Source organism: Roseomonas sp. OT10 (assembly GCF_020991085.1).
GTDB classification, from domain to species: domain Bacteria; phylum Pseudomonadota; class Alphaproteobacteria; order Acetobacterales; family Acetobacteraceae; genus Roseomonas; species Roseomonas cutis.
In genome coordinates, this window is sequence record NZ_CP087719.1 from 4,016,296 (window position 1) to 4,042,783 (window position 26,488).

A 26,488-nucleotide genomic window follows, 5' to 3' on the forward strand; every position below is an offset into this window, starting at 1 on the left:
AGGCAGGGAGGCTGGCGATGACCCGTTCCGCACCGCTGCTGGAGGTCCGCGACCTGACGGTGGAGTTCGCCACCCGTCGGGGCATCGTGCGGGCGGTCGAGCAGGTGGACCTCTCGCTCGCCAAGGGCGAGACGATCGGGATCGTCGGCGAATCCGGCTCCGGCAAGTCCGTCACCTCCTATGCGGTCATGCGCATCCTCGACAGGGCCGGTCGGATCGCCCAGGGCAGCGTGACCTTCGGGGGGGTGTCGCTGCCCGCCCTGCCGGAGCCGGCGATGCAGGACATGCGGGGTCGGGAGATCTCCATGATCTTCCAGAATCCCCGCGCGGCGCTGAACCCGATCCGCAAGGTCGGCCGCCAGATCGAGGACGTGCTGCTGCGCCACGGCCAGGCGACCTCCGCCACCGCGAAGGCGCGGGCGATCGAGGCGCTGGAGCAGGTGCGCATCGCCCGGCCGGAGGAGCGCTACCACGCCTATCCCTTCGAGCTGTCGGGCGGCATGTGCCAGCGCATCGTCATCGCCCTCGCGCTCGCCTGCCGGCCGCAGCTGCTGATCGCGGACGAGCCGACCACGGGTCTGGACGTGACCACGCAGAAGGCGGTGATGGACCTCGTCGTGGAGCTGACCCGGGCGCGGGGCATGTCCACCCTGCTGATCACCCACGACCTCGGCCTTGCCGCCGCCTATTGCGACCGGGTGGTGGTGATGGAGAAGGGCCGGGTGGTGGAGGCGGCCGCGGCGGCCGAGATCTTCCGCCGCCCCAGCCATGCCTATACCCGGCGGCTGATGCGGGCCACGCCGCGGCCCGGCGCCGGGCTGCGCGACCTGCTGCCCGAGGGCACGGCGACGCCGCTGCCGCCGTCCGCGCCGGACGGCGCGCCGGATCGGGGCATGCCGCTGCTGGAGGTGCGCGACCTGGTGAAGGAGTTCCCGCGCCAGGGCGTCGGCGGCTTCCTGGCGAGGCTGACCGGCAAGGCCGGGGCGGGCGAGGACGCACCCTTCCGCGCCGTGGACGGCATCGGCTTCGAGGTGCGGCGCGGCGAGAGCGTCGGGCTGGTGGGCGAATCCGGCTGCGGCAAGTCCACCACCTCGATGATGGTGATGCGGCTGCTCGACCCGACCTCCGGCAGCATCCGCTTCGACGGCCGGGAGATCGGCGGCATCCCGTCGCGCGGCTTCGCCCGGCTGCCGCTGCGGCCGAGGATCCAGATGGTCTTCCAGGACCCGACGGACAGCCTGAACCCGCGCCACACCGCGCTGCGCGCCATCGCGGATCCGATCCTGCGAATGGGATCGGTCCGCCGCGACGCGCTGCGGGCGCGCTGCGAGGAGCTGGCGACGCTGGTCGGCCTGCCGCTGCCGCTGCTGGACCGCTTTCCGCACCAGCTCTCCGGCGGGCAGAAGGCGCGCGTGGGCATCGCCCGCGCCATCGCCCTGAACCCGGAGCTGGTGATCCTGGACGAGCCGACCGCGGCGCTGGACGTTTCGGTGCAGGCCGTGGTGCTGAACCTGCTGCAGGACCTGAAGGACCGGCTGGGGATGAGCTATCTTTTCGTCAGCCACGACCTGCACGTGGTCCGGCTGCTCTGCGACCGGGTGATCGTGATGCGCGCCGGACGCATCGTGGAGGAAGGCCCGGCCGCCCAGGTCCTGGAAGCGCCGCAGGCGGCCTATACGCGCGAGCTGCTGGCCGCGATCCCGCATCCGCCGGTCTGACGGCGCCCGACGCCGAACCCCCGACACCGACCAAACCTGCCCGAGGCGCCCGATGCCCCCCCTGCCCCCCGACGACGACGCGCTGCTGGCGCATCTCGATGCCTCCGCCGCGCTGCTGGGGATCGTGATCGACCCCGCCTGGCGGGCGGAGGCGCTGGCCAACCTGCGCACCCTGGCGCTCGCGGCGGGGGCGGTGCTGGACTTCCCGCTGCCCGACGAGGCGGAACCGGCCCCGGTGTTCCGCGCATGAGCGCGGCGCTGGAGGACGGTGCCCCCGCGGCCGCCATCGCCGCCGCGGTGCGGTCCGGCGAGGTGACGGCGCGGCAGGTGGTGGAGGCGGCGCTGGCCCGCATCTTCGCCCGCGACGGCCGCACCAACGCCTTCACTAATGTGCTGTCCGAGCGCGCCCTGGCGCGGGCGGCGGCGATGGATGCCGCGGGTGAGCGCGATGCCCCCCTGGCCGGCGTGCCCTTTGCCGTGAAGAACCTGTTCGACGTGGCGGGGCTGCCGACCCGGGCCGGCTCGAAGATCAACCGGGAGCGCCCGCCGGCGGAGGCGGACGGCCCGCTGATCGCCCGGCTGGAGGCACAGGGCGCCATCCTGGTGGGCGCGCTGAACATGGGCGAGTACGCCTACGATTTCACCGGCGAGAACGCCCATGACGGCCCCTCGCGCAACCCGCACGACCTGACGCGGATGACCGGCGGCTCCTCCGGCGGCTCGGGGGCGGCGGTGGCGGGCGGGCTGGTGCCGCTGGCGCTGGGTTCGGACACCAACGGCTCGATCCGCGTGCCCGCGGCGCTCTGTGGCATCTTCGGGCTGAAGCCGACGTACGGCCGGCTGAGCCGGGCGCGGACCTTCCCCTTCGTCGGCAGCTTCGACCACCTCGGCCCCTTCGCCCGCTCGGTGACCGATCTCGCCCTCGCCTACGACGCCATGCAGGGGCCCGACCCGGAGGACCCCGCCTGCGCCCGGCGCGATGCGGAGCCCGCCCTGCCCACGCTGGAGGATGGCATCGGCGGGCTGCGCATCGCCATGCTGGGCAGCCATTTCAGCCGCAACGGCGAGCCGGAGGTGTTCCAGGCCGTCGCCCTCGCCGCCCGGGCGCTGGGTGCCGCCGACGTGGTGGAGCTGCCCGAGGCCGCCCGCGCCCGCGCCGCCGCCTACACCATCACCGCCTCGGAGGGCGCGAACCTCCACCTCAACCGGCTGCGCGCCCGGGCCGGGGACTTCGACCCGGCGACCCGCGACCGCCTGATCGCCGGCGCCACCATCCCGGCCGCCTGGGTCGCCGGCGCCCAGCGCTTCCGCCGCTGGTACCGCGACCAGGTGCTGGCGCTGTTCGAGGAGGTGGACGTGCTGCTCGCCCCCTCCACCCCCTGCCGCGCCCCGAGGCTGGGGCAGTCCACCCTGGTGCTGGACGGCGTCACCCTGCCGCTGCGCCCCAACCTGGGCGTCTTCACCCAGCCAATCTCGTTCATCGGCCTGCCCGTGGCCGCCGTGCCCGTGCGCGTCGATGACGGCCTGCCGCTCGGCGTCCAGGTGATCGCCGCCCCCTGGCGCGAAGACCTCGCGCTGCGCGTCGCCCGCACCCTGGAAGCGGCCGGAGTGGCGACGGCGCCCGTGGCGGCGCTGTGATCCGTGGGGCCTCGTTGCGCCCGCCCGGAGGGAGGCTCCGCCTCGCCCCAGGCCCCCCTCTGCCGGGGCCACGAGCGGGCCCCGGACCCCGCTGGGAGTTGGCTCCACGCGGTGGGCGTCAGACTGCGGGCTGATCCCCGGGAGAGCGCGGACAGGCGGGGCACCGGGGAAGAATCAACGGCCGCTTGCGCCGAGGCCGCAGTCGCCCGGGGAGCCGGGCTCCCCGGCGCGCCCCGGCGTCCGTGAAAAGGGATCCAAGGGCTCTGCTCCTGGCGGATAGGAGGGGTCCGGGGGAAAGGCGGCGCCTTTCCCCCTGGCGGGCCCGCCAGGCATCGGAACAGCGCCAGACACGAGAGGAACGCGCGATGGAGTTGAACATTCCCGGGGTGGTGGCCGAGGTCGAGGCCGCCTTTGCCCGCTACGAGCGAGCGCTGGTCACCAATGACGTGCCGGTGCTGGAGGAGTTGTTCCGCGACGGGCCGGAGACGATCCGCTACGGCGCCATGGAGAACCTGTATGGCATGGAGGAGATCCGGGCCTTCCGCCGCGCCCGTCCCTCGGTGGGGCTGGAGCGGACGCTGGAGCGGACGGTGATCACCACCTATGGCCGCGACTTCGCCACGGCCAACACGATGTTCCGCCGCGACAGCGCCCCGGGGAAGGTCGGGCGGCAGAGCCAGAGCTGGGTCCGCTTCCCCGAAGGCTGGCGGGTGGTCGCGGCGCATGTGAGCCTCGTGGCGGAGTAGCGCCCGGCCGGGCTTCCCCTGGCACGGGGCCACCCCACAGCCCGCGCGCGGGATCAGCCCTCGACCTGTAGCCCGGTCAGCCCGGCGGACAGGGCCGCCAGCAGGTCGGGCAAGGCCAGGGCGACGCAGCCTTCGGTGGGGCCGTAGCCCGGCCGGGCGACGTGCAGGAAGATGGCGCTGCCGCGGTGGCGCACCACCGGCGCGTCGTTCCAGCCCAGGACGCCGATCACGTCGTAGACGCCGTCCTGCCGCCACAGCTCCTCGTGCCGGGCGGGATGGGGCAGCGCGACCGGGCGGTTGTAGTCGGGGTGGGACGGGTCGTCGCACCAGCCATCCTGCGGGCCGATCGGCTCCACCGGCACGAAGCAGGCCGGCGGAGGCAGGCGGTCGGCGCGATAGAGGATACGGCGCAGGGGCAGCGGGCCGGTCGGGGTGGCGCCGTCGCTCTCCGACTTGTCGGCCCGCACCCCGCCGCGGCCAAGGGCGCATCGCCAGGCCTCGCGGCCCAGGCGCAGGATGCCCTGGCTCCGCTCGGTGGGGCGGACCAGCCCGATCATCCCAGCAGATGACCGAAGCGGCGCGCCTTGGTGTCGAGGTAGTGGTCGTTCACCCCGTTGGCGGCGATGCGGTGCCCCACCCGCTCCGGCACGGCGATGCCGCAGGCGGCGAGCCCCGCCACCTTGTCCGGGTTGTTGGTCAGCAGCCGCACACGCGGGATGCCCAGGGCACGCAGCATCTCCGCCGCGACCAGGAAGTTCCGCTCGTCCGCGCCGTAGCCCAGGGCGCGGTTGGCATCCAGCGTATCCAGCCCCGCATCCTGGAGGCGGTAGGCGCGGAGCTTGTTCACCAGACCGATGCCTCTGCCCTCCTGCGCCAGGTAGAGCAGCACGCCCGCGCCCTCCTCGGCCATGCGCGCGATGGCGCCGCGCAACTGCGGCCCGCAGTCGCAGCGCAACGAGCCCAGCAGGTCGCCGGTGAAGCATTCCGAATGCACCCGCGCCAGGGGCGCCTCGCCGCGCGCGGCCAGGGCCTCGGGCGCGCCGACCAGGATCGCCAGGTGCTCGATGCCGCCATCCGCCGCGCGGAAGGCGACGATCCGGGCATCCGGGGCATCCTCCAGCGGCACCTGCGCCTCGGCGACGCGGGCCAGGGTGGTCGCCACGGTGTCCGGGTAGGACAGCACCGCCTCGACCGGGACGGAGAGCAGCGCGTCCCCGGTGGAGGACGCGGCCGGGGCCGCGACCAGGGCGGGCAGCAGCCGGCCCAGCTTGGCCAGGGCGATCGCCGCCGCGGCCAGGGGCGGGGCGGGCACCACCTGCGCGGCCTCCGGCAGCAGCGTCGCCGCCGTCGGGTCGGCAAGGCCGCGCAGCGCCTCGGGAGCCAGCAGGGCCGGCGGCAGGCGCAGGCCAACCGGGCCGGCCTCCGCCTCCAGCGGGCGGGCCAGCACGGCGGCGGCGCGGGTCGGGGCCAGCAACAGGACGGGCGTGGCCAGGGCGATGGCGGCGAGTTCCGCCAGGCTACGGGCAGAGACGGTCTCGGCCGCGGCGGCGACGAGCGTCTGCCCCTCGGGGCCGGCGATGCGGACCGGCGTGCCGCGGCGCAGTTCGCCCAGCGCCCGGTGGACCTGGCGCAGGGCGAGGACGGCCTCCCGCCCGGACAGGCCGGCCCCGGCGCCCGGGGAGGCCGGATCTGGCGCGAATCGCGTCAGGGGCCTCGCCTCAGCAGGGCCTCCCGCGTTCTGACTCATGGGCTGGTCTTTCATTCCTGCCGTTTGTTGCCTGCCAATGTGGTCCTCTTGCGACACTTCGCACCCCTGCTGCGTTGGATGTCCTGCGGCAGGGCCGCTTGACACAAGAGCGAGAGGCACGACCTTGCGAGTTGGACCCCGAATGGGCACAATCTGCGAACATCGCCGGCGGCCGTACTGCCTGCCGGCAAAGCAAGCACTGAGGATGGCATGACCGGCCCGCGGCCGATCCTGATTGTGGACGACGACGCCGCCCTTCGCGCCACCCTGGCCGAACAGCTCTCCCTGGAGGGCGAGTTCACGGCGCAAGAGGCGTCCTCCTCCGAGGAAGGCAGTCGTCTGCTGCTCGAGCCTGGGGCGCGCTTCGACGCGGTCCTGCTGGACATCGGCCTGCCCGATGGCGACGGCCGCGACCTCTGCGCCCAGTTGCGCCGGGAGGGCGTGCGCATTCCCGTCATCATGCTGACGGGCGCGGATGCCGAGACGGACGTCGTGCGCGGGCTCGACGCGGGGGCGAACGACTACATCGCCAAGCCCTTCCGCATCAACGAGCTGCTGGCCCGGCTGCGCGCCCAGTTGCGCGTCTTCGACAACAGCGAGGACGCGGTCTTCATCGTCGGTCCCTACACCTTCCGGCCGGCGGCCAAGGTGCTGCAGGACATGGCGAAGAACCGGCGGATCCGGCTGACCGAGAAGGAATGCTCGATCCTGAAGTTCCTCTACCGCGCCGGCGGACGCCCGGTGGCGCGGCAGGTCCTGCTGAACGAGGTCTGGGGCTACAACGCCGCCGTGACCACGCACACGCTGGAGACCCACATCTACCGGCTGCGGCAGAAGATCGAGCAGGACCCGACCAACGCCGCCCTGCTGCTGACCGAGGGCGGCGGCTACCGCCTCGATCCCGCCGCGGGCCGCGTCGCGGCCTGACCGCCGGGGCCGTTCACTCGGCCCCGGCGCCATGCCCGGGGGCGGCCGGCCCCGCCCCGATGGCGGTCCTGACAGCGGGATTGAGAGCACGCGGCCCCAGGGCGCACCCGCTGGGGCGCCGCGCCATGAGCTGATGCAGCCGGGTCACGGTGTTGCTTGGTTACCCGCGGTGGCATTGCCGCGACTGCCCCCAGACGGTAGGCAGAACGGCCACCGCCAGCCACCCCGCCCGTGATCTTCACCTCCGCCGTCTTCCTCACTCGCTTCCTGCCGGTTGTCCTGTTCCTCGACTGGGGGACGGAAGCGGGGGCCATGCGCCGGACGCGCTGGCTCCTGCTGCTGCTGGCTAGCCTGTTCTTCTACGCCTGGTGGCGGCTGGACCATCTGCCGGTGCTGATCGGGTCCATCGCCTTCAACTACTTCATGGGCGCTCGGATCGAGGGGGCGGCGCCGCACGGCAAGCGGGCGCTGCTGTTCCTCGGCGTGGCGGCGAACCTGCTGCTGCTGGGGGCCTTCAAGTACACGGCCTTCGTCTCCGGCAACGTCTTCTGGCTGCTGCGGCTGGACGGCTTCCAGATCCCGGAGATCGCCCTGCCGCTGGGCATCTCGTTCTTCACCTTCACCCAGATCGCCTACCTGACCGACTGCCTGAAGGGGAAGCGCGGGCGGCACGGGCCGGTGGAATACGCCCTCTTCGTCACCTTCTTCCCGCATCTGCTGGCCGGGCCGATCATCCACCATTCCGAGATGATCCCGCAGTTCCAGCGCGGCCGCCGCCCGCTAGACGAGGCGGCGTCCGACGCGGTGGAGGGCTTCGCCCTGCTCGCCATCGGCGCCGCCAAGAAGCTGGTGCTGGCGGACAACCTCTCCCCCATCGCGGACGCCGTCTTCGGCGCGGCGGCCCAGGGGCATGCGCCCGATCTCGGCCAGGCCTGGCTGGGGGCGCTGGCCTACACCTTCCAGCTCTACTTCGACTTCTCCGGCTATTCCGACATGGCCGTCGGGCTCGCGCGCATCTTCGGCGTGCGCTTCCCGGCCAATTTCGACAGCCCCTACAAGGCGACGAACCTCGTCGAGTTCTGGCGCCGCTGGCACATGACCCTGTCGCGCTGGCTGCGGGACTACCTCTACATCGCCCTCGGCGGGAACCGGGGCGGGCCGCTGCTGCGCTACCGCAACCTGTTCCTGACCATGGTGCTGGGCGGGCTGTGGCACGGCGCCGCCTGGACCTTCGTGATCTGGGGCACGCTGCACGGCCTGATGCTGGCGGCGACGCATCTGGTGCGTGGCCGCTTCGGCCGCCTGGCGCCGACCGGGCGCGTCGGGCGCGGCGCCTTCAGCCTCGCCACCTGGCTCGGCACCTTCGTCTTCGTGGTCTTCGCCTGGGTGTTCTTCCGGGCCACCACGCTGGATTCCGCCCTGCTGGTCCTGGGCGGCATGGTGGGCCTCGATCCGGCCGACGGCACGCCACGTGTCCCGCTCTCGGGCAATGCCGGCGACCTGATCGGGCTGGCCGCGGCGATCGCCTTCCTCGCCCCCAACAGCATCGCCATCGAGAAGGCGCTCGCCGGCCGTACCCGCGGCGCCTGGGCCGCCGCCGGGCTGGCCGGGGCGGCGGCCCTGGCGGCGCTGATGGCCGGGCTGACCGGGCCGGCGGAATCGCCCTTCCTGTACTTCAACTTCTGAGCCGTGCGCATGTCCGTGCGGCTTCGGGACAGCGTGGCACCCGCGGGGAGAGGCGCCGCCTCCCCCCCTCCCCCGGGACCACGATGGGGCCCCGGGGGAGCCGGGCCATGAGACGCGCCCTTGCCCTGCTGGGTGCCGCCCTGGCCGGCGCGGCGTTGCTGGCGGCCGCCTATGTCGCGCTGTTCAACGCGCTGGTGCCCCCGGCCCCCGGCTCGATCTACCGCGAGGTGCTGCTGGCCGACGCGCCGGGCCCACGGCTGATCGTCGACAGCGGCTCCAACGGCCTCTACGGCCTCGATGCGACGGAGCTGGGGCGCGGGTTGAACCGGGTGGGCATCACCGCCTCGGACAATGCCGGCTACAACCTCGTGCACAAGGCGTGGCGGCTGCTGGAATGGGCACGGCCGGGGGATGCGGTGATCCTGCCGCTGGAATGGCCGTACTACGACGCGCCGGACCGCATCACCGATTTCTACCTGGAGGCCTCGACCAGCTACTATCCGGGCTACTTCCAGGCCATTCCCTGGGACCAGCGGCTGCGCCTGCTTGCCGCCCTGCCGCTCTCGGGCGCCAGCGCCCGGCTCTGGTCCAATGCGGGGAGCTGGTGGCGCGGCTGGCAGCCGGCGCGGCGGGAAACCCGGCTGGAGCGCTTCGCCGTCCTGGCCGACCGCGGCGCCGACGGGCGGGAGGAGAATCCGCCGAAGCGCGGCCTGCGGCCCGAGATCGCGCATATGAGCTGCGGCAAGTTCATGTTCTACCTGCAGGAGGACGGTCACCGCCCCCCCGATGCGGCCGGGCTGCGGCGGCTGATGGAGCTGCTGGACAAGCTGCGCCGGCGTGGAGTCCAGGTCGCCTTCGTCCCCCCGGTGGTGGGCGGCGAGGACTGCTACGTGGAAGCGGCCACGCTGGACGCCTATCTGGCGCAGGTCCGCGCCATCCTCGCGGAACGGGGCTTCCAGCTCCTGGGCGATCCGCGGGATTTCTGGATGGGGCCGGAGACGATCCTCGACACCTACTACCACCTCGATGCGTCCGCCCGGGCCGAGGCGACGGCCCGGCTGCTGCCGCTGCTGCGCGAGGCGGGCTTCGCCGCGCCCCCCGCCCCCCTGCCCGACCTGGCCGAGACGGTGGTTCGGCGGGAACGGGAGGAACGCGGCGACCGCTGGCCCGAAGCCATGCCGGCCGGGCGCGAGACCCCGGGCACCGACACGGTGCGCCTGACCGCCCTGGCCGGCTGGTGGCCGGTGCGGCCCGAGGGGCGCTGGACCCGTGATGTCGGCGCCGTGCTGCGCCTGCGCCCGCCTTCCGGCACGCGCGCCCTCGCCCTGCGGCTGCGCGGCCCGGAGCCGGCGCGGCCGCTGGAGATCCTGCTGGACGGCATCGTGGTCGCCCAGGCCACGCCCGGGCCGGAGGAGGCCGTGGTCGAGGTGCCGCTGCCGCCTGGCCGCGACCGGGTCGAGCTGGTGCTCCGCCCGCCCGCCGGCGCACCGCCCCCGCCCCATCGCGGGGAGGAGGCGCCACCCCGGCTGGGGGTGCTGCTGCTGGGGGTGACGCCGCGCGCATGAGCCCCCGCGACGTCTCTCCGGCCCGCCCGCCCGAAGCGGCCGGCAGGCCCGCCGGTCCCCGCCATGCCGGGCTCCGCCGCAGCCTGCGCCTGCTGCTGGCCGGGCTGGCCGGCGCGGCGGTCGCGGCCGGGCTCTATGTCGGCAGCTTCGCCGCGCTGGTGCCCCACCCCTACGTGCCCAACCTGCGGGAGGCGCTGCTGCTGCACGCGCCGGGCCCGCGGCTGATCCTGGAGAGCGGATCGAGCGCGCTGCACGGACTGGATGCGACCGCGCTGGGCCATGGGCTGAACCGGACGGGGATCTCCATCGCCGACAACGGTGGCTACAACGGCGAGCACAAGGCGTGGCGGCTGCTGGCCTGGGCGCGGCCGGGGGATGCCGTGGTGCTACCCCTGGAGTGGATCTACTACGACCGCCCCGACGCGCTCTACGAGAGCTACCTGCGCGCCGCGACGACGCTGCTGCCGCATTACTTCCTGTCCCTGCCCTGGGCGGAGCGGCTGCGGGTCATCGCCGCCCTGCCGCTCTCCGAAGGCGTCGCCATCCTCTGGCGCAATGCCGGCGCGACGCTGCGCGGCGCCAAGCGCGACGACACGTCGCGCCTGCTGGAGATGCACCGCTGGCTGGCCGAGGAGCACCGCGACGGCGGCGCGACCGACCTCCCCCCTGCGGAGCTGCGCCCCGAGGCGCAGGCCCTGTCCTGCGATGGCTATCTCTTTCCCGACGGCATGCTGGAGCGCGGACCGGACCCGGCCCGGCTGGCGACGCTGCTGCGGCTGCTGGACCGGCTGCACGACCGCGGCGTATCGGTGGTGCTGGTGCCGCCGGTCGTGGCCGGCGAGGACTGCTATGCCGATCCGGCGGCGCTGGAGAGCTACCTGGCGCGGCTGCGGGGCGTCCTGGCCGGGGCAGGCCTCTTCTACCTGGGCGACCCGCGCGATTTCCGCTTCGGCCCGGAATCCCTGCGCGACACCTACTACCACGTGGACCACGCCGCCCGGGCGACGGCCACGGCGCGGCTGCTGACCCTGCTGCGCCAGGCGGGGCTTTCGGGGCCGGAGGGAGTACCGCCCCCCGGCCTCGCGGCGACCGTCGTGGCGCTGGAGCGGGCGCATCCCGCCCGCTCCGCCTGGCCCGGCGAGGCTCTGCCGGCCGGGGCCGAGGTCCCCGGCGGCTCGACCATGCAGATCGAGGCCGTGGCCGGCTGGTGGCCGCCGGAGGATGGGGCACGCTGGACCCGTGGCGGCACGGCGGTGCTGCGCCTGCGACTGCCCCCGAAGCACCCGTCCCTGGCCCTGCACCTGCAGGCCCAGGGCGCGCCGCGCGGCGTCGAGGCCTGGATCGCCAACCGCCTGGCCGCCAGCGGCGTGATCGGCCCCGATCCGCAATGGCTGACGGTGCCCCTGCCCGCGGATGCCGAACGGGTCGAACTGGTGCTGCGCCCCGCAGCGCCGCAGCCGCCCGCCGATGCCGCCGGACCGGATCGCGGTCTGCGGCTGCTGGGCGTCGCCGCACGGCCCTGATACCGACGGGATGACCCGTTGTTCTGCATGTTCGGGCGTGGGACCGGGAGGGGACGCCGTCCCCTCCCAGACCCTCCCCTGCCGGGGCCACAAGCGGGCCCCGGTCCCCGCTGGGAGTCTGGTGCTTCGTGGCTGCCGTCAGTCTCTCGGCTGAACCCAGGGAAAGCGCGGACAGGCGGGACTCTGAATAAAGCTTCAGAGCGCGTCAGCGAGTGCGGCGGCCGGCCCCGCCGAGGAGCATGGCTCCTCGGCGCCTCGACCCCGTATCAGGCTGTCCCGCGGCAGCGCCGATCGGGTCCAGGGCCCGCAGGGTCCTGGCGGAGTGGGGGTATCGGGGGCGAGGCAGAGCCTTGCCCCCGGGGAACGGGCGCACCCCACGCCGGCACGGATCAACGCATCCCGCCGTCCGTATGGGGCGGGATGGCGCCCATGGTGCCGCACGTGTCCGACGGAGGCTCTGCCTTCCCCGATGGGGCTATGAGCCGGCCCGGGGGCCCGCCGGGAGGGCCGACGCGCGCGGCGGCCGTGTCGGTTGTCGGTCAGGCCGTCGCGCTTACTGGCTGGCCCAGACGATGCGGTGCATCCAGGTGATCTCGACCAGGTCGAAGCTGTAGTTCGGGTGTGCCGGGTTCAGGCTGGCCAGTTCCACCTTGCGGGCGGACTGGCGCAGCAGTTCCTTGGCCATCACCTCGCCGCCGCGCGTCCGCACCACCACCCGGTCGCTGCGGCGGATCGGGGCGGAGGGCGAGACGATGATGGTGTCGCCGTCGCGGAACACCGGCTCCATGGATTCGCCCGAGATCTCCAGCGCGTAGGCGTTGGGATCGGGCACCTCGGGCACGCTGATCTCATCCCAGCCGGCGCCGGCCGGGTAGCCGCCATCGTCGAAGTAGCCGGCGCTGCCGGCCTGGGCGAGGCCGATCAGCGGGATGCGGCGCACCGGCCGGGCGCTGCCGCGGAAGTTGCCGGGAGAGCCGGTGATGAGGCTGGCGAAGGCTTCCATGCCGGTTCCCGTCGCGTCCAGCACCTTGGCCACGCTCTCGGTCGAGGGCCAGCGCGCGCGGCCATCCGGCCCTGTCCGCTTCGAGGGGTTGAAGGCGGTCGGATCCAGCCCGGCCTTGCGCGCGAGACCCGAGGGGGAGAGTCCGTTCTCCGCCGCCAGCGCGTCGATGGCGCGCCAGATGTCGTTGTGCTGCATGGGCGCATTATCCTAGGCTCTTTATCCACAAACAATAGGAACATGCTCTTAAGGAGGACTTGACGCCCAATCGAGTCGAAGCGCAATGTTCACGTATTGTTCAACCTAAAGGCGAGGACAGCCCCCGATGACCAACGCCTCCCCCCGACCTGCCGGACCCGGACGACTCTCCGCCATGTCCAAGTCGGAACCCTTCCGGACGGCCGAGGAGGCCTGGTTCTGGACCATGGCCGCGCTGGTGGCCCGGCGCGACGGTGCGCGCGTGCTGGCCGGGCGCGGACTGGTCGAGCGCCCCTGCGAGCCGGATGACGTGGTGAAGTGCCTCGACCGGCTCTATCGCCAGCGCCGGATCGACCTGGCCCATGCCCGCATCCTGCGCATCTGGGGCGAGCGGGGCGAGCGTCCGAACCCGCTCTCCCCGCGCGAGCGGCACGACCACCGTCTGTGGAGCGAGGCGCTGGACCGGCTGGAATGGCCGTTGCAGCTGAAGGGCATCGTCGCCGGCGACCCCTCCCTGCCACCCGCGCCCGAGGAGACGCGCGTGGTGTCGCTCGCCGCCCGGCAGCGCCCGTGATTTTCGATCCGGATCAACCGGTTGGCCTTGCCGCACCGGGCATGTCGCCCGCCGCGGCGACCGGGTCGGGGCGGCGGTCGCACCTCCGTCACGCCGAGGCGCAGGAGGTGTGGATCGGCTTCGGCGGTCGCGCCGACCAACTCTGGCTGCGCCTGCTGCGGCCGGGATTCCGCCACTGCTTCGCGGCGCTGCGCGACGGGTCCGGCTGGACGGTGCTGGACCCGCTGTCCGGGCGGCTGCTGGTCACCCGGCTGGACGCGCCGGGTGGTTTCGACCTGCCGGGCTTCTGGCGCCGGGCCGGGTGCACGGTGCTGGGTCCGTTCCGGCCTGCCGCTCCGCGCGCCCGCCGTCCCTGGCTCTCGCCCTTCTCCTGCGTCAGCCTGTGCCGGGCGCTGCTGGGCCCTGGGGCGCCACGGGCGGTGACGCCTTTCGGCCTGTTCCGCGGGCTGGATCGGCAGGAGAAAATTTCTAGGAAAATATTCTTGACTACCCTGCAGGCGAGGATGTAAGACCTCTCTCGTCAACGGGCGAGCTGCGCCCGCTGACCTCTCCTCCCGATCCCCACCTTCGCGGGCCCGGCTCCGGATCACTCCGGGCCGGGCCCGCGGCCTTTCGGGAGGCTCCTTCACCAACCAGGAGGTTCCGCGCGCATGGGTGGCCTGTTCCGCGCCCCGAAGCCGGTGACGCTTCCCGTCGCCCAGACCGCCACGACGGTCCCCGTGGCCACCGCGGCCAGCGCCGCCCCAGCCCCCGCCGAGGCCCCGCGGGAGCGGGCGCGGCGCGGCGTGGCGGGCACCATCGCCACCTCCGATCGGGGGGTGGTCACGCCGCTGTCCAGCCTGCCGCTGGCGGGCCGCAAGACCCTGCTCGGGGAGTGAGCCGCATGACGCCCGCCGAGATCCTCGCCCGCCACGCCGCCGCGCTGGAGGCCCGCCGCCCCTGGGAGGGGGTCTGGCGCGAATGCTACGACCACGTCCTCTCCGCCACCCCCGGCGCCGGCGGGCCGACGCTCTACGACGCCACCGCGGCGGATGCGGCGGAACAGCTGGCGGCCTCGCTACTGGCCGAGCTCTGCCCGCCCTGGTCGCGCTGGTTCGGCCTGACCCCCGGCCGCGAGCTGGCCGCGGGCCCGGACGGCCCGGCGGCGGCCGAGGTGCTGGAGCAGACGGTGGAGGCGCTTCAGGGCCATCTCGACCGCTCCGCCTTCGCGACCGAGCTGCACCAGGCCTTCCTCGACCTGGTGGTGGCCGGGACGGGCGTGGTGCTGGTGGAGGAGGCGCCGCCCGGCGAGCCCTCCGCGCTGCGCATCCAGGCGGTGCCGCTGCGCGAATGCGTGCTGGAGGAAGGGCCCTCCGGCCGGCTGGACATGGTGTTCCGCGCTGCCCGCCTCGATGCGCCGACACTCGCCGCGCGCTTCCCCGGCGCCCGCCTGCCGGCCGCGGAGGAGGGCGAGCGCTTCCAGGTGGTCGAGGCGGTCTGGCCCGACGCCGCCGGCTATGGCTTCGCCGCCGTGCTGGAGCGGGACGGGCGCGGCACCCTGCTGGCGCGCGGCCGCTTCGCCCAGCCGCCCTTCATCGCCTTCCGCTGGATGAAGGCGCCCGGCGAGACCTATGGCCGCGGCCCGGTGATGAAGGCACTGCCGGACATCCGCACCGCCAACAAGGTGGTGGAGCTGGTGCTGAAGAACGCCTCGATCGCCGCGACCGGCATCTGGCAGGCCGATGACGACGGGGTGCTGAACCCCGCCACGGTGCGGCTGGTGCCCGGGGCGATCATCCCCAAGGCGCCGGGCTCGGCCGGCCTCACGCCGCTGGCGGCGCCCGGCAACTTCGACATGTCGCAGATCGTGCTCGCCGACCTGCGCGGGCGCATCCGCACCGCGCTGCTCGCCGACCGGCTGGGCCGGCCGCAGGACGCGAAGATGACGGCGACGGAGGTGCTGGAGCGCAGCGCGGAGACCGCGCGCCTGCTCGGCGCCACCTATGGCCGCTTGCAGTCGGAGCTGCTGACGCCGCTGGTCGGGCGCTGCCTGTCCATCCTGCGCCGCCGCGGCGAGGTGCCGCCGGTGGTGCTGGACGGGCGCGAGGCGCAGCTCTCCTACCAGTCGCCGCTGGCGCGGGTGCAAGGGCGCGCCGACGCCGCGAACCTGATGCTGTTCCTGCAAGCCGTTGCCGCCATGGGGGCGGAAGCGGCCGCACAGGTCGACCTGCCCGCCGCTGCCCGCCATCTGGCCCGCACCCTCGCCGCCCCAGCCGAGGTGCTGCGGCCCGTCAACGCCATCACCGAGGAGTGATCCCGCGCATGTCCGAGAGCCTGCTGGACGCCGCCCAGGAGACGGGCGGAGAGGAGGCGCCGCCCGCCGGTGCCCGCCCCCCCGGGATCCCCGAGAAGTTCTGGGATGCCGAGACGGGCACGCTGCGGGTGGAGGCGCTGCTGAAGTCGTATCGCGAGCTGGAGCGCAAGCTGTCCCAGCGCGGCGGCTTCGCGCCGCCCGGCCCCGACAGCCCGGAGGAGGAGCGGATCGCCTTCCTCCGCGCCATGGGGGTGCCCGAGGCGCCGGAGGGCTATGAGATCGCCTCGAAGCATGCGCTCTGCGGCGCCGACCCCGAGGTGAACGCGAAGCTGCACGCGGCGGGCTTCACCCCCGCCCAGGCGCAGCTCGTCTACGACCTGGCGGCGGAGCGGCTGCTGCCGATCGTGGCCGAGGCCGCCGCGGGCTACGAGGCGCAGCGCCAGCTCGACCGCCTGCGCGAGCGGTTCGGCGGCGAGGAGCGCTTCGCCCGCGTCGCGCAGCAGATCGCCGCCTGGGGCAAGGCCAACCTGCCGGCCGAGGTCTTCGCCGCCCTCTCCACCACCGCCGAGGGGGTGATGGCCCTGCACGGCATGATGCAGAAGGCCGAGCCGTCCATGGCCCGCAGCGCGGAGGCGCCGGAGCCGGACGACGAAGCCGGGCTGCGCCGGATGATGCGCGACCCGCGCTACTGGCGGACGCGCGAGCCGGAATTCGTGAAGCGCGTGACCGAGGGATTCCGCCGCCTCACGGGCGGTTGATGCGACAAGTCGTGAGTCATGCGCCAACTCTTCCTTCATGAGTCGCGTTGCTGACTCAGATCGCTCCTCGACGGTCGCCGAGGTCCTGCCCGCGCATCCCCCCTGAGGCAGACCGAGACACCGTCGCGCCGGACCCGCCTCCCCCCCTCGGGCGGTCCGGCATGCGGGGGCGGGTGGCGTCTCACTATCCCCCCTGACGCCGCCCGCCCCCGTCCATTTCCACCTTTCCGATGAGCAGAACCCGGCCGCGCCCCAGGCGCCGCCGGGCGCTCGTCGTTCGCGCCGCGTGCCCGGCCCCCGCCTCGGGGGGAACCGGGCATGCGGCGCTTCCCCCCAGACCCACAGCGGAGAACGCGAGTGCCCGGACAGATCGACGTCGCCTTCATCAAGCAGTTCGAGGCCGAGGTGCATGAGGCCTACCAGCGCCAGGGCAGCAAGCTGCGCCCCACCGTGCGCTCCAAGACGGGCGTGAAGGGCTCCTCCACCGTCTTCCCGCGCATCGGCACCGGAGTGGCGGCGGCCAAGGTGCGCGCCGGCATGGTGCCGGTGATGAACCTGGACCATAGCAATGCCGAGTGCTTCCTGCAGGACTACTACGCCGGCGAGTGGATCGACCGGCTGGACGAGATCAAGGTCGCGATCGACGAGCGCGCCGTGGTCGCCAATGCCGGCGCCTATGCGCTGGGCCGCAAGACGGACGAGCTGATCATCGCCGCGCTGAACACCGCGACTCAGGAGGCGGTGGGCACGGGCACCGGCCAGACCGACAATGACGGGCTGACGCTGGCGAAGGTCCTCCTCGCCTTCGAGATGCTCGGCCTGGCGGACGTGCCGGATGACGGCCAGCGCTTCGCCATCGTCGGCTGGAAGCAGTGGTCGCAGCTGCTCCAGATCCAGGAGTTCGCCAACGCCAACTACGTCGGCGACGCCGACCTGCCCTGGAAGGGCACCCAGGCGAAGAAGTGGCTCGGCGCGACCTGGATGCCGCATTCCGGCCTGACCAAGACCGGCAGCCTGCGCGACTGCTACTTCTACCACCGCACCGCCATCGGCCACGCCGTGGCCCAGGAAGTCGCGACCGACATCACCTGGCACGGCGACCGCGCCGCCCACTTCGTGAACAACATGATGAGCCAGGGCGCCGTGCTGATCGACCCGAACGGCGTCGTGCGGATGCGCGCGAAGGAATAATCGGCGGATGCGCGCGAAGGAGTAGCCGGCGGATGCGCGTCGCGGTGCGGCGCGCGTCGGACACGCAGGGGGCTCTGCCCCCTGCACCCCCGCCAGGAGCAGAGCCCCTGGACCCATCTTCGTAAAAGAGTGGCGCCGGTGACCGCCGGCGCCTTTGTGAATGGGGGTCCAGGGGCTCTGCTCCTGGTGGGGGGTCCAGGGGGGCGAAGCCCTCCCTGGTTCCCACGCCGAACACAGCATACGCGCGGCGGCCCCCCGGCGCCGCGTGTTCCGGGCCGCCGGTGCGCCGCCTGTCCCGCCTTGCGCGGGGCGTTCGCGGCTGTGCCGGCGGCCCTTTCCGTCCCCACCCTTTCTGGAGCCGACCCGGATGGCGCTTTCCGCCCTCGTCCTCTGCTCGCGCGTCCTGCTGCGCATCGGCGCCCAGCCCGTCGCCTCCTTCGAGGAGGGCACCGCCGAGGCGGAGGTCGCCGCCAACCTCTATCCCGGCACGCGCGACGCGCTGCTGGCCGCCCATCCCTGGTCCTTCGCCACCGGGCAGATGGTGCTGCCGCGCCTGCTCGACGTGCCGGTGGATGGGACCGGCGCCGCCTTCCAGCTTCCGGCGAACTGCCTGCGCATCCTCTCCGCCGGCACGCTGCGTGGCCGGGGCCTGGACTACCGCATCCACGAGAAGCGGCTGCACGCCGACACCGACCGGGTGGTGCTGACCTACCTGTTCCGCCCGGACGAGAGCGCCTTCCCGCCGCACTTCGCCGCGGCGCTGGTGGCGCGCCTGGCCGCCGAGTTCTGCATTCCGCTGACCGACAGCACCGCGCGCGCCGAGATGCTCCAGCGCCTGGCCGGCAGCGAGTTCCGCGAGGCCCGCCTGACCGACAGCCAGCAGCACACGATCCAGGCGATCGAGGGCTTCCCGCTGATCGACGTGCGGGGCTGACGCGCCATGGCCGGAAGCCTTCGCGCCAAGACCTCCTTCACCGCCGGCGAACTGGCGCCCGAGATGCTGGGGCGCGGCGACACGCGCGCCTATGAGAACGGCGCGCGCCGGCTGCGCAACGTGCTGCTCCAGCCCACGGGCGGGGTGACGCGGCGCCCGGGCCTGCGCCACGTCGCCACGCTGCCGGCGGTGGCGCGGCTGGCGAGCTTCGAGTTCAACACGGAGCAGACCTACCTCCTCGCCTTCCTGCCGGGCGAGATGCGCGTCTTCATGGGCGACGCGCAGGTCGCCGGCGTGCCGGGCCCCTGGACGGCGGCGATGCTGCCGAACCTGGCCTGGACCCAGAACGCGGACACGCTGCTGCTCTTCCACCCGGAGATGCCGCCGCAGCGCATCACCCGCACGGGGCACGCGAGCTGGACGGTGCAGGGCTTCGCCTTCTCGCGCGCGCCTTTCTACCGCTTCGCGCCGGGCGAGGTGTCCCTGGCGTCCAGCGCGCTGACCGGCGCCACGACACTGACGACCAGCGCGGACGTCTTCCTGCCGGGCCATGTCGGCGCGCTGTTCCGCGTCAACGGCAGCCGCGTGCGGATCACCGGCGTCGTGAACGGCAACACCGCGACCGCGACGGTCGAGGAGACCCTGCCGGCCGGGAGCGCGACGCTGAACTGGGACGAGCACGCCTTCTCCGGCGCGCGCGGCTGGCCGGTCTGCGCCGGCTTCCACCAGGACCGGCTGGTGCTGGGCGGCTCGCGCGACCTGCCGAACCGGCTGTGGCTCTCGCGCTCCGGGGACCTCGCGGATTTCGACCTGGGCACGGGCCTGGACGACCAGGGGATCGAGTTCGGCCTCGTCTCCGACCAGGTGAACGCGATCCGCGCCGTCTTCTCCGGCCGCCATCTCCAGGTCTTCACCTCGGGGGCGGAGTGGATGGTGACGGGCGACCCGCTGACCCCGGCCTCGATCCAGCTCACCCGGCAGACCCGCATCGGCTCCCCGGTGGACCGCATGATCGCGCCGGTGGACGTGGACGGCAGCACCATCTTCGTCGCCCGCTCCGGCCAGTCCGTGGTGGAGTTCGCCTATACGGAGGTGTCGCAGGCCTATCAGGCGGGCGACCTCGCCATCACCGCGGGGCACCTGCTGAACACGCCCGTCGCCACCGCCTATGACCAGCGGCGCCGGCTGCTGCACGTCGCCATGGCGGATGGCAGCCTGGCGACGCTGACCCTCTACCGCGCCGAGGCGATCACCGCCTGGACCGCGCAGGAGACGGCCGGCACCTTCCGTTCGCTGGCCGAGATCGACGGCGTGGTCTGGGCCGTGGTGGAACGCTTCGGCACGCCGCGGCTGGAACGCTTCGACCCGGCACTCGCCACGGACGCCGCACTGACCGGCACGGCGGCGACGCCGCAGGACCGCTGGAAGGGGCTCTCGCACCTGAACGGCGCGACCGTCGCCATCTTGGCCGACGATGCGCCGGTCGCGCCGCAGCCGGTGGCGGGCGGCGCGGTGACGCTGGACGACGCCGCCTCGGCGGTCGAGGTCGGCCTGCCCTTCCGCCACGAGATCGAGCCGCTGCCGGCCGAGGCGGCGGGCGCGCCCGGCGTGACCGGCGGGCCGCGCCGGCTGGTCAGCGCGACCTTCCGCCTGCTGGAGACGCGGGCGCTGTCGGTCGATGTGGGACGCGGCGCGAGGCCCGTGCCGCTGCGCCGGCTGGACACGCCGATGCTCGACGCCACGCCGCCGCGCTTCACCGGCGACGTGACGCTGCGCGCGATCGGCTGGCGGCGCGACGCCATGCGCCCGCTCTGGCGCATCGAGGGCGAGGCGCCGCTCGCCTTCACCCTGCTCTCCGTCACCACCGACACGAGGATGACCGACTGATGGCACAGCTTGCCCCCGTGGCGGCGCTGGTGGGCACCGGCCTGTCCGTCTACTCCACCGCCCGCCAGGCGCAGGTGCAGAGCGCCAACGCCAAGGCCCAGGCGAAGGCGGCGCAGGAGCAGGAGACGGCCCGCCTCCAGGCCGCGGCGGTCCAGGCGAGCGCCGACGACCGGTCCCGCCAGGACACGCTGGAGCGCACCCTCGCCTCCGTCCGCGCCCGCGCCGGCGCCTCGGGCCTCTCTGCCGATGAGGGGTCGGCGGCCGCAGTGGCGGACGGGTTGCGCCAGGACGCGGCCGCCGATGCGGGCGAGGACGAGGCGCTGCGCGATGCCCGCCTCGCCGCCGGGCGCCGCTCGCTGCTCAACACCGACGGATCGCTGACGACCTGGCTGCGCGCCGGTTCCACCTTCGCCGGCGCCGCGCGCTCGCTGCTGGACTGAGCCTCCCCTTCCGCACACCTCTTTCCGGAGACCCCCATGGCCGAGCACATCCGCATCGGCGACGTCGCGCCGCGCGTGCACTACGTGGCCAGCGGCGGCCAGACCGTCTTCGTCTACCCCTTCCCGATCTTCGACATCGCCGATCTGGAGGTGCGGGTGGACGGGCTGCTGCTGGGCAGCGGCTTCGCCGTTGCCGGCGCGGGCGAGTCCGAGGGCGGCACCGTCGCCTTCGCGGTGCCGCCGGCCCCGGGGGCACAGGTGCTGCTCCGCCGCCGCCTGCGCATCGACCGCACCACCGACTTCCAGCCCAACGGCGTGCTGCGCGCCAACACGCTGAACGACGAGCTGGATCGCCAGACCGCCGCCTTGCAGGAGGTGTCGGAGGACCTGACCGGCACCATCCGGCTGGACCCGGGCGAGGCGGGCGGGCGGCTGGTCCTGCCGCTGAAGCCGGCGCGCGCGAACCGGCTGCTGGGCTTCGATTCCACCGGCGACCTCGCCGTCTTCTCGCGCGGCGAGACCACCCTCTCCGTCCCCTTCCCCGGCGGCATTCCCCGCACGGTGGAGGACAAGCTGGCCGAGATCCTCTCGGCGCGCGACTTCGGCGCCACGGGGGATTCCGTCACCGATGACGGCCCGGCGCTCCAGGCGGCGATGAACGCGGCGGCCGCGGCGGGCAAGGTGCTGGAGATCGGCGAGGGCACCTTCCGCACCACCATGCCGCTGGTGCTGCCGGGCGCGGCCGCCGGCCTGTCCATGCGCGGCGCCATCCTCTATGCCGGCCCGGACGGCAATGCCGCGCTGACGCTGGGCGAGGGCGGCAGCACGCGCAACCTGGCCAAGGCGTACCAGGGCATCCGCGTGCTGCGCGCGACGCTCGCCTCCTGGACGGACGAACGCGACATCGGCGTGCTGGCGCGCAACATGGATGCCGGCCTGCTGGACGTGCGTCAGGTCGAGGGCTTCACCATCGGCCTGCGCACCCTGGGCGACGCCATCGGCTTCGAGGACAGCACGGTGCAGCTCGGCCGGCTGGTGAACAACCGGATCGGGCTGGACGTGCGCACCGGCAGCGCGGCCGGCTGGAACAACAGCATCCGCTACCAGGGCGGGCATTTCGCCAATGCCTCCGGCACGCATCCCACGATGGACCGCTTCGGGGTGCGCTTCTCCTGCGAGCCGGGGGCCTATCCCCGGCACAACGCGCATCTCTTCATGGGCCCGGCCTTCGAGCTGCAGCGCCAGGGCACGCCCGGCACCGTGGCCGCCATCCCCTTCCTGCTGGAGGCGGGGGACGAGCGCGGCATCGTGGCGCGCGGCGTGCGCATGGAGGCGTGCAGTCCGCACGTCGCGCGCCATGCCGGGGGCGCCAGCGACTGCCTCTACGAGGTCAGCTACACGGGCACCTACGCCTTCACCGGCACCACCGTGGAATACACCTCCACCGCGACGCGCGCCGGCGGCACGGTGGTCCCGCTGCACCAGGCGACGGCGGCCCAGGGCGCGCCGCGCCTGATCGCGGCCGCCGAGAACGTGCGGGCCAGGGCGTTCCGGCAGACCGTCGATGCGGCGGACGGCATCGGCTTCGAGGAGATGGGCGTGCTCTCCGGCAATCCCAACGGGTCGCCGACCACGCTGAACGCCCTCGTCTTCGCGGGCCTGTCCTCGATCGGCCTGAACCCCGACCATGTCGGCCTGCCGACCAGCCGCGCCCTCGCCTTCGTCGTCGATGCCAGCGAGTGCAAGGAGTTCTTCCTGGCGGCCGAGGGCACGTCGCTGCGCCCGGTGGTGGTGCAGTTCGATGCCTCGGAGGCCGTACTGACGGACACCACGCCGGTGCTGTTCTCCAACATGAACGCCGTCTGGGCCGGCAGCCCCTCCTACTTCTGGGAAGGGAACGTCAATCTGGACAGCCTGGTGGGCGGCATCGCGATGAACCGCCTCCAGCGCGTCACCCTGCATGACAGTGCCAGGTTCGCAGCGATCGGCGTGCGCGGCGGCACCTCGGACGCGGTGCTGCGGGCGCTGCGCCTCTACTGCGCCCCTCTCTACGCGCCGACGCTGATCTACGGCGGCAGCCGGCGCTGGGGAACGCGCGAGTACACGGTGGTGGATACGGGCTGGAATCCGGGAACCCTTGCGGCCGGAGCCATCGCGCAACGGGAGGTCACGCTGCCGGGGGTGCGCCAGGGAGACTTCGTTCAGGCATCCTATGTCGGGGTCAATGCTGCCGGCGACCAGAACTACCAGAATGGCGGCGCGGTCCTGCATGCCGTCGTCGGGGGCAGCGCGAGCGCCAACCAGGTGAAGGTGACGGCGCAGAACATCAGCGGAGGCGCCATTGCGATGTCGCTCGGCAACGGCACCCTCCGCGTCCGTGCCGTCAAGCCGCGGCTCTGAGCATGGCGGGAAGTCCCACGCCCCCGGAACGGGACACCGGCGGGATCGTCTCGCCGGAGGACCTCCGCACCGCCATCCGCCGCGTCCTCGCCGATTACGAGGCCTTCGTCTCGCGCACCCCGATCGAGGGCGTGCACGAGGACCCGAAGGCCTTCGCCGCGCACCACGCCGCGGCGAAGACGGCGCTGGCGCATCTGGAGCACCTGCTGAAGCTGGCCCGCAGCGCGGCCGCCGGCCAGGCCGCGTCCGGCGACTGCCCGGACGCCCTGCTCACCCAGGCCCGCGCCGCCATCGCGGCCGATTGCACGGAGGAGGACGAGCCGGACGATGACACAGGCTGACTTCCTGGAATTCGTCTGGCTCTGGAACACCCGCCTCGGCCAGGACACGCCGGGCGTGCACCGGCGCATCGCGCGCTGGATGGACGCGCGGCACGCGGCCGGGGACCACCGGCTGCTGCTGCTCGCCTTCCGCGGCTGCGGCAAGTCCACCTTGGTCGGGCTGTGGTGCGCCTGGCGCCTGGCGCGCGACCCGCAGACGCGCATCCTGGTGCTGGCGGCCGACCACGCGCTGGCGACGAAGATGGTCGCGACGGTGCGGCGAATCCTCACCCGCCACCCGCTCTGCCGCCCGCTGCTGCCGGACGGTGCCGGTGCCCAGGGGTCGGGAAGTTGGGCGGCGGACCGCTTCACCGTCAAGCGCGAGGGGGCGTTGCGCGACCCGTCCATGCTCGCGGCCGGGATCGGCGGCAACATCACCGGCGCGCGGGCGGAGGTGATCGTCTGCGACGACGTGGAGGTGGCGGGCAACTGCGACACGCCTGCCAAGCGCGCCGAGCTGCGCGAGCGCCTGGCCGAGACGGAGTTCGTACTGACCCCTGGCGGCACGGTGCTCTATGTCGGCACGCCGCATTGCGCGGACACGCTCTACCGCCCGCCGGGCGAGGAGGGCGCCTTCCTCGCCGGCTACCGCCGCCTGCGCCTGCCGCTGCTCGACGCCGCCGGCCGCTCCGCCTGGCCCGAGCGCTTCCCGCTGCCGGTGATCGAGGCGCTGCGCACCCGCGTTGGGCCGCTGCACTTCGCCCGGCAGATGCTGCTGGACGCGGTCAGCGAGGCCGCGGCGCGGCTCGATCCCGCGCTGATCGTCCGCTACGCCGAGGACACGCACTACGCCGAGGCGCATGGCCGGCCCGTCCTGTCCCTGCTCGGCCGGCGGCTGGTCTCCGGCGGCGGCTTCTGGGACCCCGCCTATGGCCGCCCCGGCCAGGGCGACGCCAGCGTGCTGGCCGCCGTCTACGGCGATGCGGAGGGGCACCACTACCTCCACCGCCTCGCCTACCTCACCCACGACCCGGACGCCCAGCCCGACCCGGCCACGCAGCAATGCGCCCAGGTCGCGGCCATCGCCCGCGCGCTGCTGCTGCCCGTCATCCGGGTGGAGACCAACGGCCTCGGCCGCTTCCTCCCCGCCCTGCTGCGGCGGGAGCTGGCGCGCGCCGGGGCCGCCTGTGCCGTGGTGGAACACGCCAGCACCCGCCCCAAGCGGGAGCGCATCCTCTCCGCCCTGGACCCGGTGCTCGCCGCCCGCCGCCTGCATGCGCGGGAGGAGGTGTTCCGCACCCCTTTCCCGCAGGAGATGGCGGCCTGGCGCCCGGAGGCGGCCGGGGCGCGCGACGACGCGCTCGACGCGGTGGCGGGCTGCCTGCTGGCCGAGCCGGTGCGGCTGCCCGGCCTGCCGCCGGCGCCGCGTGGGGCGGGGTGGCATGGGGCGGGGTGAGGTCGGTTCCGGCCGCCGCCCCCGTGGCCGGGAGGGGACGCTGTCCCCTCCCGGGCCCTCCCCTGCCGGGGCCACAAGCGGGCCCCGGTCCCCGCTGGGAATTGGCTCTACGCGGCTGCCGTCAGCCTGCGGGCTGAACCCTGACAGAGCGCGGACAGGCGGGACTCCCAAAAAGCTTCAGAAGGCGTCAGTGAGGGCGGAGGCCGTACCCGCCGAGGAGCATGGCTCCTCGGCGCCTCGACCCCGTATCAGGCTGTCCCGCGGCAGCGCCAAATGGGTCCAGGGCCCGCAGGGTCCTGGCGGAGTGGGGGCATCGGGGGCGAGGCGGAGCCTTGCCCCCGGGCCACGGGCACCACGCTACGCCGCCGCCTTCCGCTTTAGGATCTCACTGTCGTGCCGGGCCACCCCGTCGGGGGTGATCTCGAAGCGGCCGGTGCCGTTCAGCCGGGCGAAGCCCATGCCGGACAGGCGTTCCAGGCAAGGCTGGTCCACCAGCCCGGCGGGTCGTCCGGCCGCGCCCATCTGCCGCAGCCGGTGCAGGGCGGAGCGGCAGCAGGTCTCCAGGTAGGGCTCGTTCCACATCGCTCCTGTGTGGCGCGGGCCCGGCACTCCTTCAACCCGTCATCATCAACCCCTGGCCCCGAGGAGGGTCGACCGATGCCCACGCCGTTCGAGCCGCAGTGGATCTCCACCGCGGTGGAGGCGCCGCTCATGGCCGCGCTCGCCTGGATGCTGCACGGCCTGCGCCGCGGCCTGTCCTCCCTGCCGGAGGCCTCCTGCGCCGATTCGGGCATGCTGGAGCGGACGCGCGACGACCTGTCCGCCTTCAAGCTGGAGGTGGCGCGGACCTACGTGCCGCTGTCGCTGATCCGCGACGTGGACCAGCGGCTGACGCAGCACCTGCTGCGCATCGAGCACAAGCTGGACGAGGCCACCCGCTCCGCCACCATCGCCGCCGCCCGGATCGAGGCGATGCAGGAGGACCGCTGATGCGCGCCACCCCGCATTCCGTCGCCATCCGGTCCCGCGAGGCCGCGGTGCTGTCCCTCACCCTCTATGCCGAGGCCGGGGGACGCCCGGTGCGCGCGATCGAGGCGCTGGCCGCGCTGGTGATGAACCGCCTCGCCGCCGGGCGGCCGGAATGGGGGGTGGGCGTGGAGGCGGTCTGCCGCGCGCCCTTCCACTTCCCCTGCTGGAACCCGCGCCATCCGCGCCATACGGTGCTGCGGGCCGTACCGCCGGCGGACCCGGCCATGGCGATCTGCCGCCGCATCGCCGCCCGCGCCATCGCCGGCGTGCTGCCCGACCCGACCGGAGGCGCCACCCACTACCACGAGGAGACGGTCCTGCCCGGTTGGGCCAGGGCGGAAGCGCCGCTCGCCGCCCTGGGCGGGCTGGTCTTCTACCGCCCGGTGCCGGGTGCGCCGCCTGTGCCGGCCTCCTGGCCGGCGCTGGCACTGGCCTGACCCTTGGGGGAGGCCGGACGG

Annotated in this window: 26 protein-coding genes; 22 read left to right on the plus strand and 4 right to left on the minus strand. The window is 73.7% G+C overall.

Features of this window, described 5'->3' with window-relative positions; all coding sequences use genetic code 11:
• The first annotated feature begins 17 nt into the window (after nt 1–17).
• The 4 genes from LPC08_RS18285 to hpxZ all read left to right on the plus strand — a co-directional run bounded on the left by LPC08_RS18285 (nt 18) and on the right by hpxZ (nt 4,102).
• Nucleotides 18–1,718: a dipeptide ABC transporter ATP-binding protein gene (locus LPC08_RS18285; protein ID WP_230449663.1), complete on the plus strand. Its 1,701-nt coding sequence runs from the start codon at nt 18–20 to the stop codon at nt 1,716–1,718.
• A 52-nt stretch (nt 1,719–1,770) separates the two neighbouring features.
• On the plus strand, nt 1,771–1,968 hold the full coding sequence (locus LPC08_RS18290) for a DUF4089 domain-containing protein (RefSeq protein ID WP_230449664.1): 198 nt from the start codon (nt 1,771–1,773) through the stop codon (nt 1,966–1,968).
• On the plus strand, nt 1,965–3,356 hold the full coding sequence (locus LPC08_RS18295; protein WP_230449665.1) for an AtzE family amidohydrolase: 1,392 nt from the start codon (nt 1,965–1,967) through the stop codon (nt 3,354–3,356). The genes LPC08_RS18290 and LPC08_RS18295 overlap by 4 nt, the downstream gene beginning before the upstream one ends.
• 365 nt (nt 3,357–3,721) lie before the next feature.
• Entirely contained in the window at nt 3,722–4,102 is a 381-nt protein-coding gene (gene hpxZ, locus LPC08_RS18300; protein ID WP_230449666.1) for an oxalurate catabolism protein HpxZ, read from the plus strand.
• A 53-nt stretch (nt 4,103–4,155) separates the two neighbouring features.
• Here the strand turns inward: hpxZ and LPC08_RS18305 are convergent, their stop codons facing one another.
• Nucleotides 4,156–4,659, minus strand: coding sequence for a L,D-transpeptidase family protein (locus LPC08_RS18305; RefSeq protein WP_230449667.1), 504 nt, complete (start codon nt 4,657–4,659; stop codon nt 4,156–4,158).
• Nucleotides 4,656–5,849 carry a GTP cyclohydrolase II gene (ribA, locus tag LPC08_RS18310; protein WP_230449668.1) on the minus strand — a complete coding sequence of 398 codons (1,194 nt, stop codon included), beginning with the start codon at nt 5,847–5,849 and terminating at the stop codon, nt 4,656–4,658. Before ribA ends, LPC08_RS18305 begins: the two co-directional genes overlap by 4 nt.
• A gap of 210 nt (nt 5,850–6,059) precedes the next feature.
• On the opposite strand from ribA, the gene LPC08_RS18315 reads away from it, so the two are divergent.
• The 4 genes from LPC08_RS18315 to LPC08_RS18330 all read left to right on the plus strand — a co-directional run bounded on the left by LPC08_RS18315 (nt 6,060) and on the right by LPC08_RS18330 (nt 11,550).
• The gene (locus tag LPC08_RS18315) at nt 6,060–6,776 is read left to right on the plus strand and encodes a response regulator transcription factor (RefSeq protein WP_230449669.1); all 717 of its coding nucleotides are present in this window, start codon (nt 6,060–6,062) and stop codon (nt 6,774–6,776) included.
• A gap of 231 nt (nt 6,777–7,007) precedes the next feature.
• Entirely contained in the window at nt 7,008–8,462 is a 1,455-nt protein-coding gene (locus tag LPC08_RS18320; protein WP_230449670.1) for an MBOAT family O-acyltransferase, read from the plus strand.
• Nucleotides 8,463–8,569: 107 nt separating this feature from the next.
• Nucleotides 8,570–10,027, plus strand: a complete 1,458-nt coding sequence (locus LPC08_RS18325) for a hypothetical protein (RefSeq protein ID WP_230449671.1) — start codon at nt 8,570–8,572, stop codon at nt 10,025–10,027.
• A complete protein-coding gene (locus LPC08_RS18330; protein ID WP_230449672.1) occupies nt 10,024–11,550 on the plus strand; it encodes a hypothetical protein in 1,527 nt (508 codons plus the stop codon). Before LPC08_RS18325 ends, LPC08_RS18330 begins: the two co-directional genes overlap by 4 nt.
• Before the next feature lie 553 nt (nt 11,551–12,103).
• On the opposite strand, the gene LPC08_RS18335 is transcribed toward LPC08_RS18330, so the two are convergent.
• Entirely contained in the window at nt 12,104–12,748 is a 645-nt protein-coding gene (locus LPC08_RS18335) for a S24 family peptidase (RefSeq protein ID WP_230449673.1), read from the minus strand.
• A gap of 175 nt (nt 12,749–12,923) precedes the next feature.
• Between LPC08_RS18335 and LPC08_RS18340 the strand changes: the two genes are divergently transcribed.
• The 12 genes from LPC08_RS18340 (at nt 12,924) to terL (ending at nt 25,001) form a co-directional block, all read left to right on the plus strand.
• Nucleotides 12,924–13,322, plus strand: coding sequence for a hypothetical protein (locus LPC08_RS18340; protein WP_370643257.1), 399 nt, complete (start codon nt 12,924–12,926; stop codon nt 13,320–13,322).
• A gap of 41 nt (nt 13,323–13,363) precedes the next feature.
• A complete protein-coding gene (locus tag LPC08_RS18345) occupies nt 13,364–13,831 on the plus strand; it encodes a hypothetical protein (RefSeq protein WP_230449675.1) in 468 nt (155 codons plus the stop codon).
• Nucleotides 13,832–13,972: 141 nt separating this feature from the next.
• The gene (locus LPC08_RS18350; protein WP_230449676.1) at nt 13,973–14,200 is read left to right on the plus strand and encodes a hypothetical protein; all 228 of its coding nucleotides are present in this window, start codon (nt 13,973–13,975) and stop codon (nt 14,198–14,200) included.
• Between the two features lie 5 nt (nt 14,201–14,205).
• A complete protein-coding gene (locus LPC08_RS18355; protein ID WP_230449677.1) occupies nt 14,206–15,615 on the plus strand; it encodes a portal protein in 1,410 nt (469 codons plus the stop codon).
• 8 nt (nt 15,616–15,623) lie between these two features.
• The gene (locus tag LPC08_RS18360) at nt 15,624–16,373 is read left to right on the plus strand and encodes a capsid assembly protein (protein ID WP_230449678.1); all 750 of its coding nucleotides are present in this window, start codon (nt 15,624–15,626) and stop codon (nt 16,371–16,373) included.
• A gap of 357 nt (nt 16,374–16,730) precedes the next feature.
• Complete coding sequence (locus LPC08_RS18365; protein WP_230449679.1) at nt 16,731–17,564, plus strand: phage capsid protein; 834 nt, start codon at nt 16,731–16,733, stop codon at nt 17,562–17,564.
• Between the two features lie 367 nt (nt 17,565–17,931).
• Complete coding sequence (locus LPC08_RS18370) at nt 17,932–18,498, plus strand: phage connector family protein (RefSeq protein WP_230449680.1); 567 nt, start codon at nt 17,932–17,934, stop codon at nt 18,496–18,498.
• A gap of 6 nt (nt 18,499–18,504) precedes the next feature.
• Nucleotides 18,505–20,385 (plus strand): phage tail protein, encoded by a 1,881-nt coding sequence (locus LPC08_RS18375; protein ID WP_230449681.1) that lies wholly within the window; start codon nt 18,505–18,507, stop codon nt 20,383–20,385.
• Entirely contained in the window at nt 20,385–20,825 is a 441-nt protein-coding gene (locus tag LPC08_RS18380) for a hypothetical protein (RefSeq protein ID WP_230449682.1), read from the plus strand. Before LPC08_RS18375 ends, LPC08_RS18380 begins: the two co-directional genes overlap by 1 nt.
• A 36-nt stretch (nt 20,826–20,861) precedes the next feature.
• On the plus strand, nt 20,862–23,225 hold the full coding sequence (locus tag LPC08_RS18385) for a glycosyl hydrolase family 28-related protein (protein ID WP_230449683.1): 2,364 nt from the start codon (nt 20,862–20,864) through the stop codon (nt 23,223–23,225).
• A 2-nt stretch (nt 23,226–23,227) separates the two neighbouring features.
• The gene (locus LPC08_RS18390) at nt 23,228–23,566 is read left to right on the plus strand and encodes a hypothetical protein (protein WP_230449684.1); all 339 of its coding nucleotides are present in this window, start codon (nt 23,228–23,230) and stop codon (nt 23,564–23,566) included.
• Nucleotides 23,553–25,001, plus strand: coding sequence for a phage terminase large subunit (gene terL, locus LPC08_RS18395; RefSeq protein ID WP_230449685.1), 1,449 nt, complete (start codon nt 23,553–23,555; stop codon nt 24,999–25,001). Before LPC08_RS18390 ends, terL begins: the two co-directional genes overlap by 14 nt.
• A 357-nt stretch (nt 25,002–25,358) precedes the next feature.
• Here the strand turns inward: terL and LPC08_RS18400 are convergent, their stop codons facing one another.
• A complete protein-coding gene (locus LPC08_RS18400; protein WP_230449686.1) occupies nt 25,359–25,583 on the minus strand; it encodes a hypothetical protein in 225 nt (74 codons plus the stop codon).
• A 75-nt stretch (nt 25,584–25,658) separates the two neighbouring features.
• Here LPC08_RS18400 and LPC08_RS18405 point away from each other — a divergent pair, with 75 nt between their 5' ends.
• Nucleotides 25,659–25,991 (plus strand): hypothetical protein, encoded by a 333-nt coding sequence (locus LPC08_RS18405; protein WP_230449687.1) that lies wholly within the window; start codon nt 25,659–25,661, stop codon nt 25,989–25,991.
• Entirely contained in the window at nt 25,991–26,467 is a 477-nt protein-coding gene (locus LPC08_RS18410; RefSeq protein WP_230449688.1) for a cell wall hydrolase, read from the plus strand. The genes LPC08_RS18405 and LPC08_RS18410 overlap by 1 nt, the downstream gene beginning before the upstream one ends.
• Nucleotides 26,468–26,488: the final 21 nt, after the last annotated feature.

Excerpts from the sequence above, each read along its gene's own strand:
- LPC08_RS18285 (WP_230449663.1), top strand. The coding sequence starts at position 18 with ATGACCCGTTCCGCACCGCTGCTGGAGGTCCGCGACCTGACGGTGGAG.
- LPC08_RS18290 (WP_230449664.1), top strand. The coding sequence starts at position 1,771 with ATGCCCCCCCTGCCCCCCGACGACGACGCGCTGCTGGCGCATCTCGAT.
- LPC08_RS18295 (WP_230449665.1), top strand. The coding sequence starts at position 1,965 with ATGAGCGCGGCGCTGGAGGACGGTGCCCCCGCGGCCGCCATCGCCGCC.
- hpxZ (WP_230449666.1), top strand. The coding sequence starts at position 3,722 with ATGGAGTTGAACATTCCCGGGGTGGTGGCCGAGGTCGAGGCCGCCTTT.
- LPC08_RS18305 (WP_230449667.1), bottom strand. The coding sequence starts at position 4,659 with ATGATCGGGCTGGTCCGCCCCACCGAGCGGAGCCAGGGCATCCTGCGC.
- ribA (WP_230449668.1), bottom strand. The coding sequence starts at position 5,849 with ATGAGTCAGAACGCGGGAGGCCCTGCTGAGGCGAGGCCCCTGACGCGA.
- LPC08_RS18315 (WP_230449669.1), top strand. The coding sequence starts at position 6,060 with ATGACCGGCCCGCGGCCGATCCTGATTGTGGACGACGACGCCGCCCTT.
- LPC08_RS18325 (WP_230449671.1), top strand. The coding sequence starts at position 8,570 with ATGAGACGCGCCCTTGCCCTGCTGGGTGCCGCCCTGGCCGGCGCGGCG.
- LPC08_RS18330 (WP_230449672.1), top strand. The coding sequence starts at position 10,024 with ATGAGCCCCCGCGACGTCTCTCCGGCCCGCCCGCCCGAAGCGGCCGGC.
- LPC08_RS18335 (WP_230449673.1), bottom strand. The coding sequence starts at position 12,748 with ATGCAGCACAACGACATCTGGCGCGCCATCGACGCGCTGGCGGCGGAG.
- LPC08_RS18340 (WP_370643257.1), top strand. The coding sequence starts at position 12,924 with ATGTCCAAGTCGGAACCCTTCCGGACGGCCGAGGAGGCCTGGTTCTGG.
- LPC08_RS18345 (WP_230449675.1), top strand. The coding sequence starts at position 13,364 with ATGTCGCCCGCCGCGGCGACCGGGTCGGGGCGGCGGTCGCACCTCCGT.
- LPC08_RS18350 (WP_230449676.1), top strand. The coding sequence starts at position 13,973 with ATGGGTGGCCTGTTCCGCGCCCCGAAGCCGGTGACGCTTCCCGTCGCC.
- LPC08_RS18355 (WP_230449677.1), top strand. The coding sequence starts at position 14,206 with ATGACGCCCGCCGAGATCCTCGCCCGCCACGCCGCCGCGCTGGAGGCC.
- LPC08_RS18360 (WP_230449678.1), top strand. The coding sequence starts at position 15,624 with ATGTCCGAGAGCCTGCTGGACGCCGCCCAGGAGACGGGCGGAGAGGAG.
- LPC08_RS18370 (WP_230449680.1), top strand. The coding sequence starts at position 17,932 with ATGGCGCTTTCCGCCCTCGTCCTCTGCTCGCGCGTCCTGCTGCGCATC.
- LPC08_RS18375 (WP_230449681.1), top strand. The coding sequence starts at position 18,505 with ATGGCCGGAAGCCTTCGCGCCAAGACCTCCTTCACCGCCGGCGAACTG.
- LPC08_RS18380 (WP_230449682.1), top strand. The coding sequence starts at position 20,385 with ATGGCACAGCTTGCCCCCGTGGCGGCGCTGGTGGGCACCGGCCTGTCC.
- LPC08_RS18385 (WP_230449683.1), top strand. The coding sequence starts at position 20,862 with ATGGCCGAGCACATCCGCATCGGCGACGTCGCGCCGCGCGTGCACTAC.
- LPC08_RS18390 (WP_230449684.1), top strand. The coding sequence starts at position 23,228 with ATGGCGGGAAGTCCCACGCCCCCGGAACGGGACACCGGCGGGATCGTC.
- terL (WP_230449685.1), top strand. The coding sequence starts at position 23,553 with ATGACACAGGCTGACTTCCTGGAATTCGTCTGGCTCTGGAACACCCGC.
- LPC08_RS18400 (WP_230449686.1), bottom strand. The coding sequence starts at position 25,583 with ATGTGGAACGAGCCCTACCTGGAGACCTGCTGCCGCTCCGCCCTGCAC.
- LPC08_RS18405 (WP_230449687.1), top strand. The coding sequence starts at position 25,659 with ATGCCCACGCCGTTCGAGCCGCAGTGGATCTCCACCGCGGTGGAGGCG.
- LPC08_RS18410 (WP_230449688.1), top strand. The coding sequence starts at position 25,991 with ATGCGCGCCACCCCGCATTCCGTCGCCATCCGGTCCCGCGAGGCCGCG.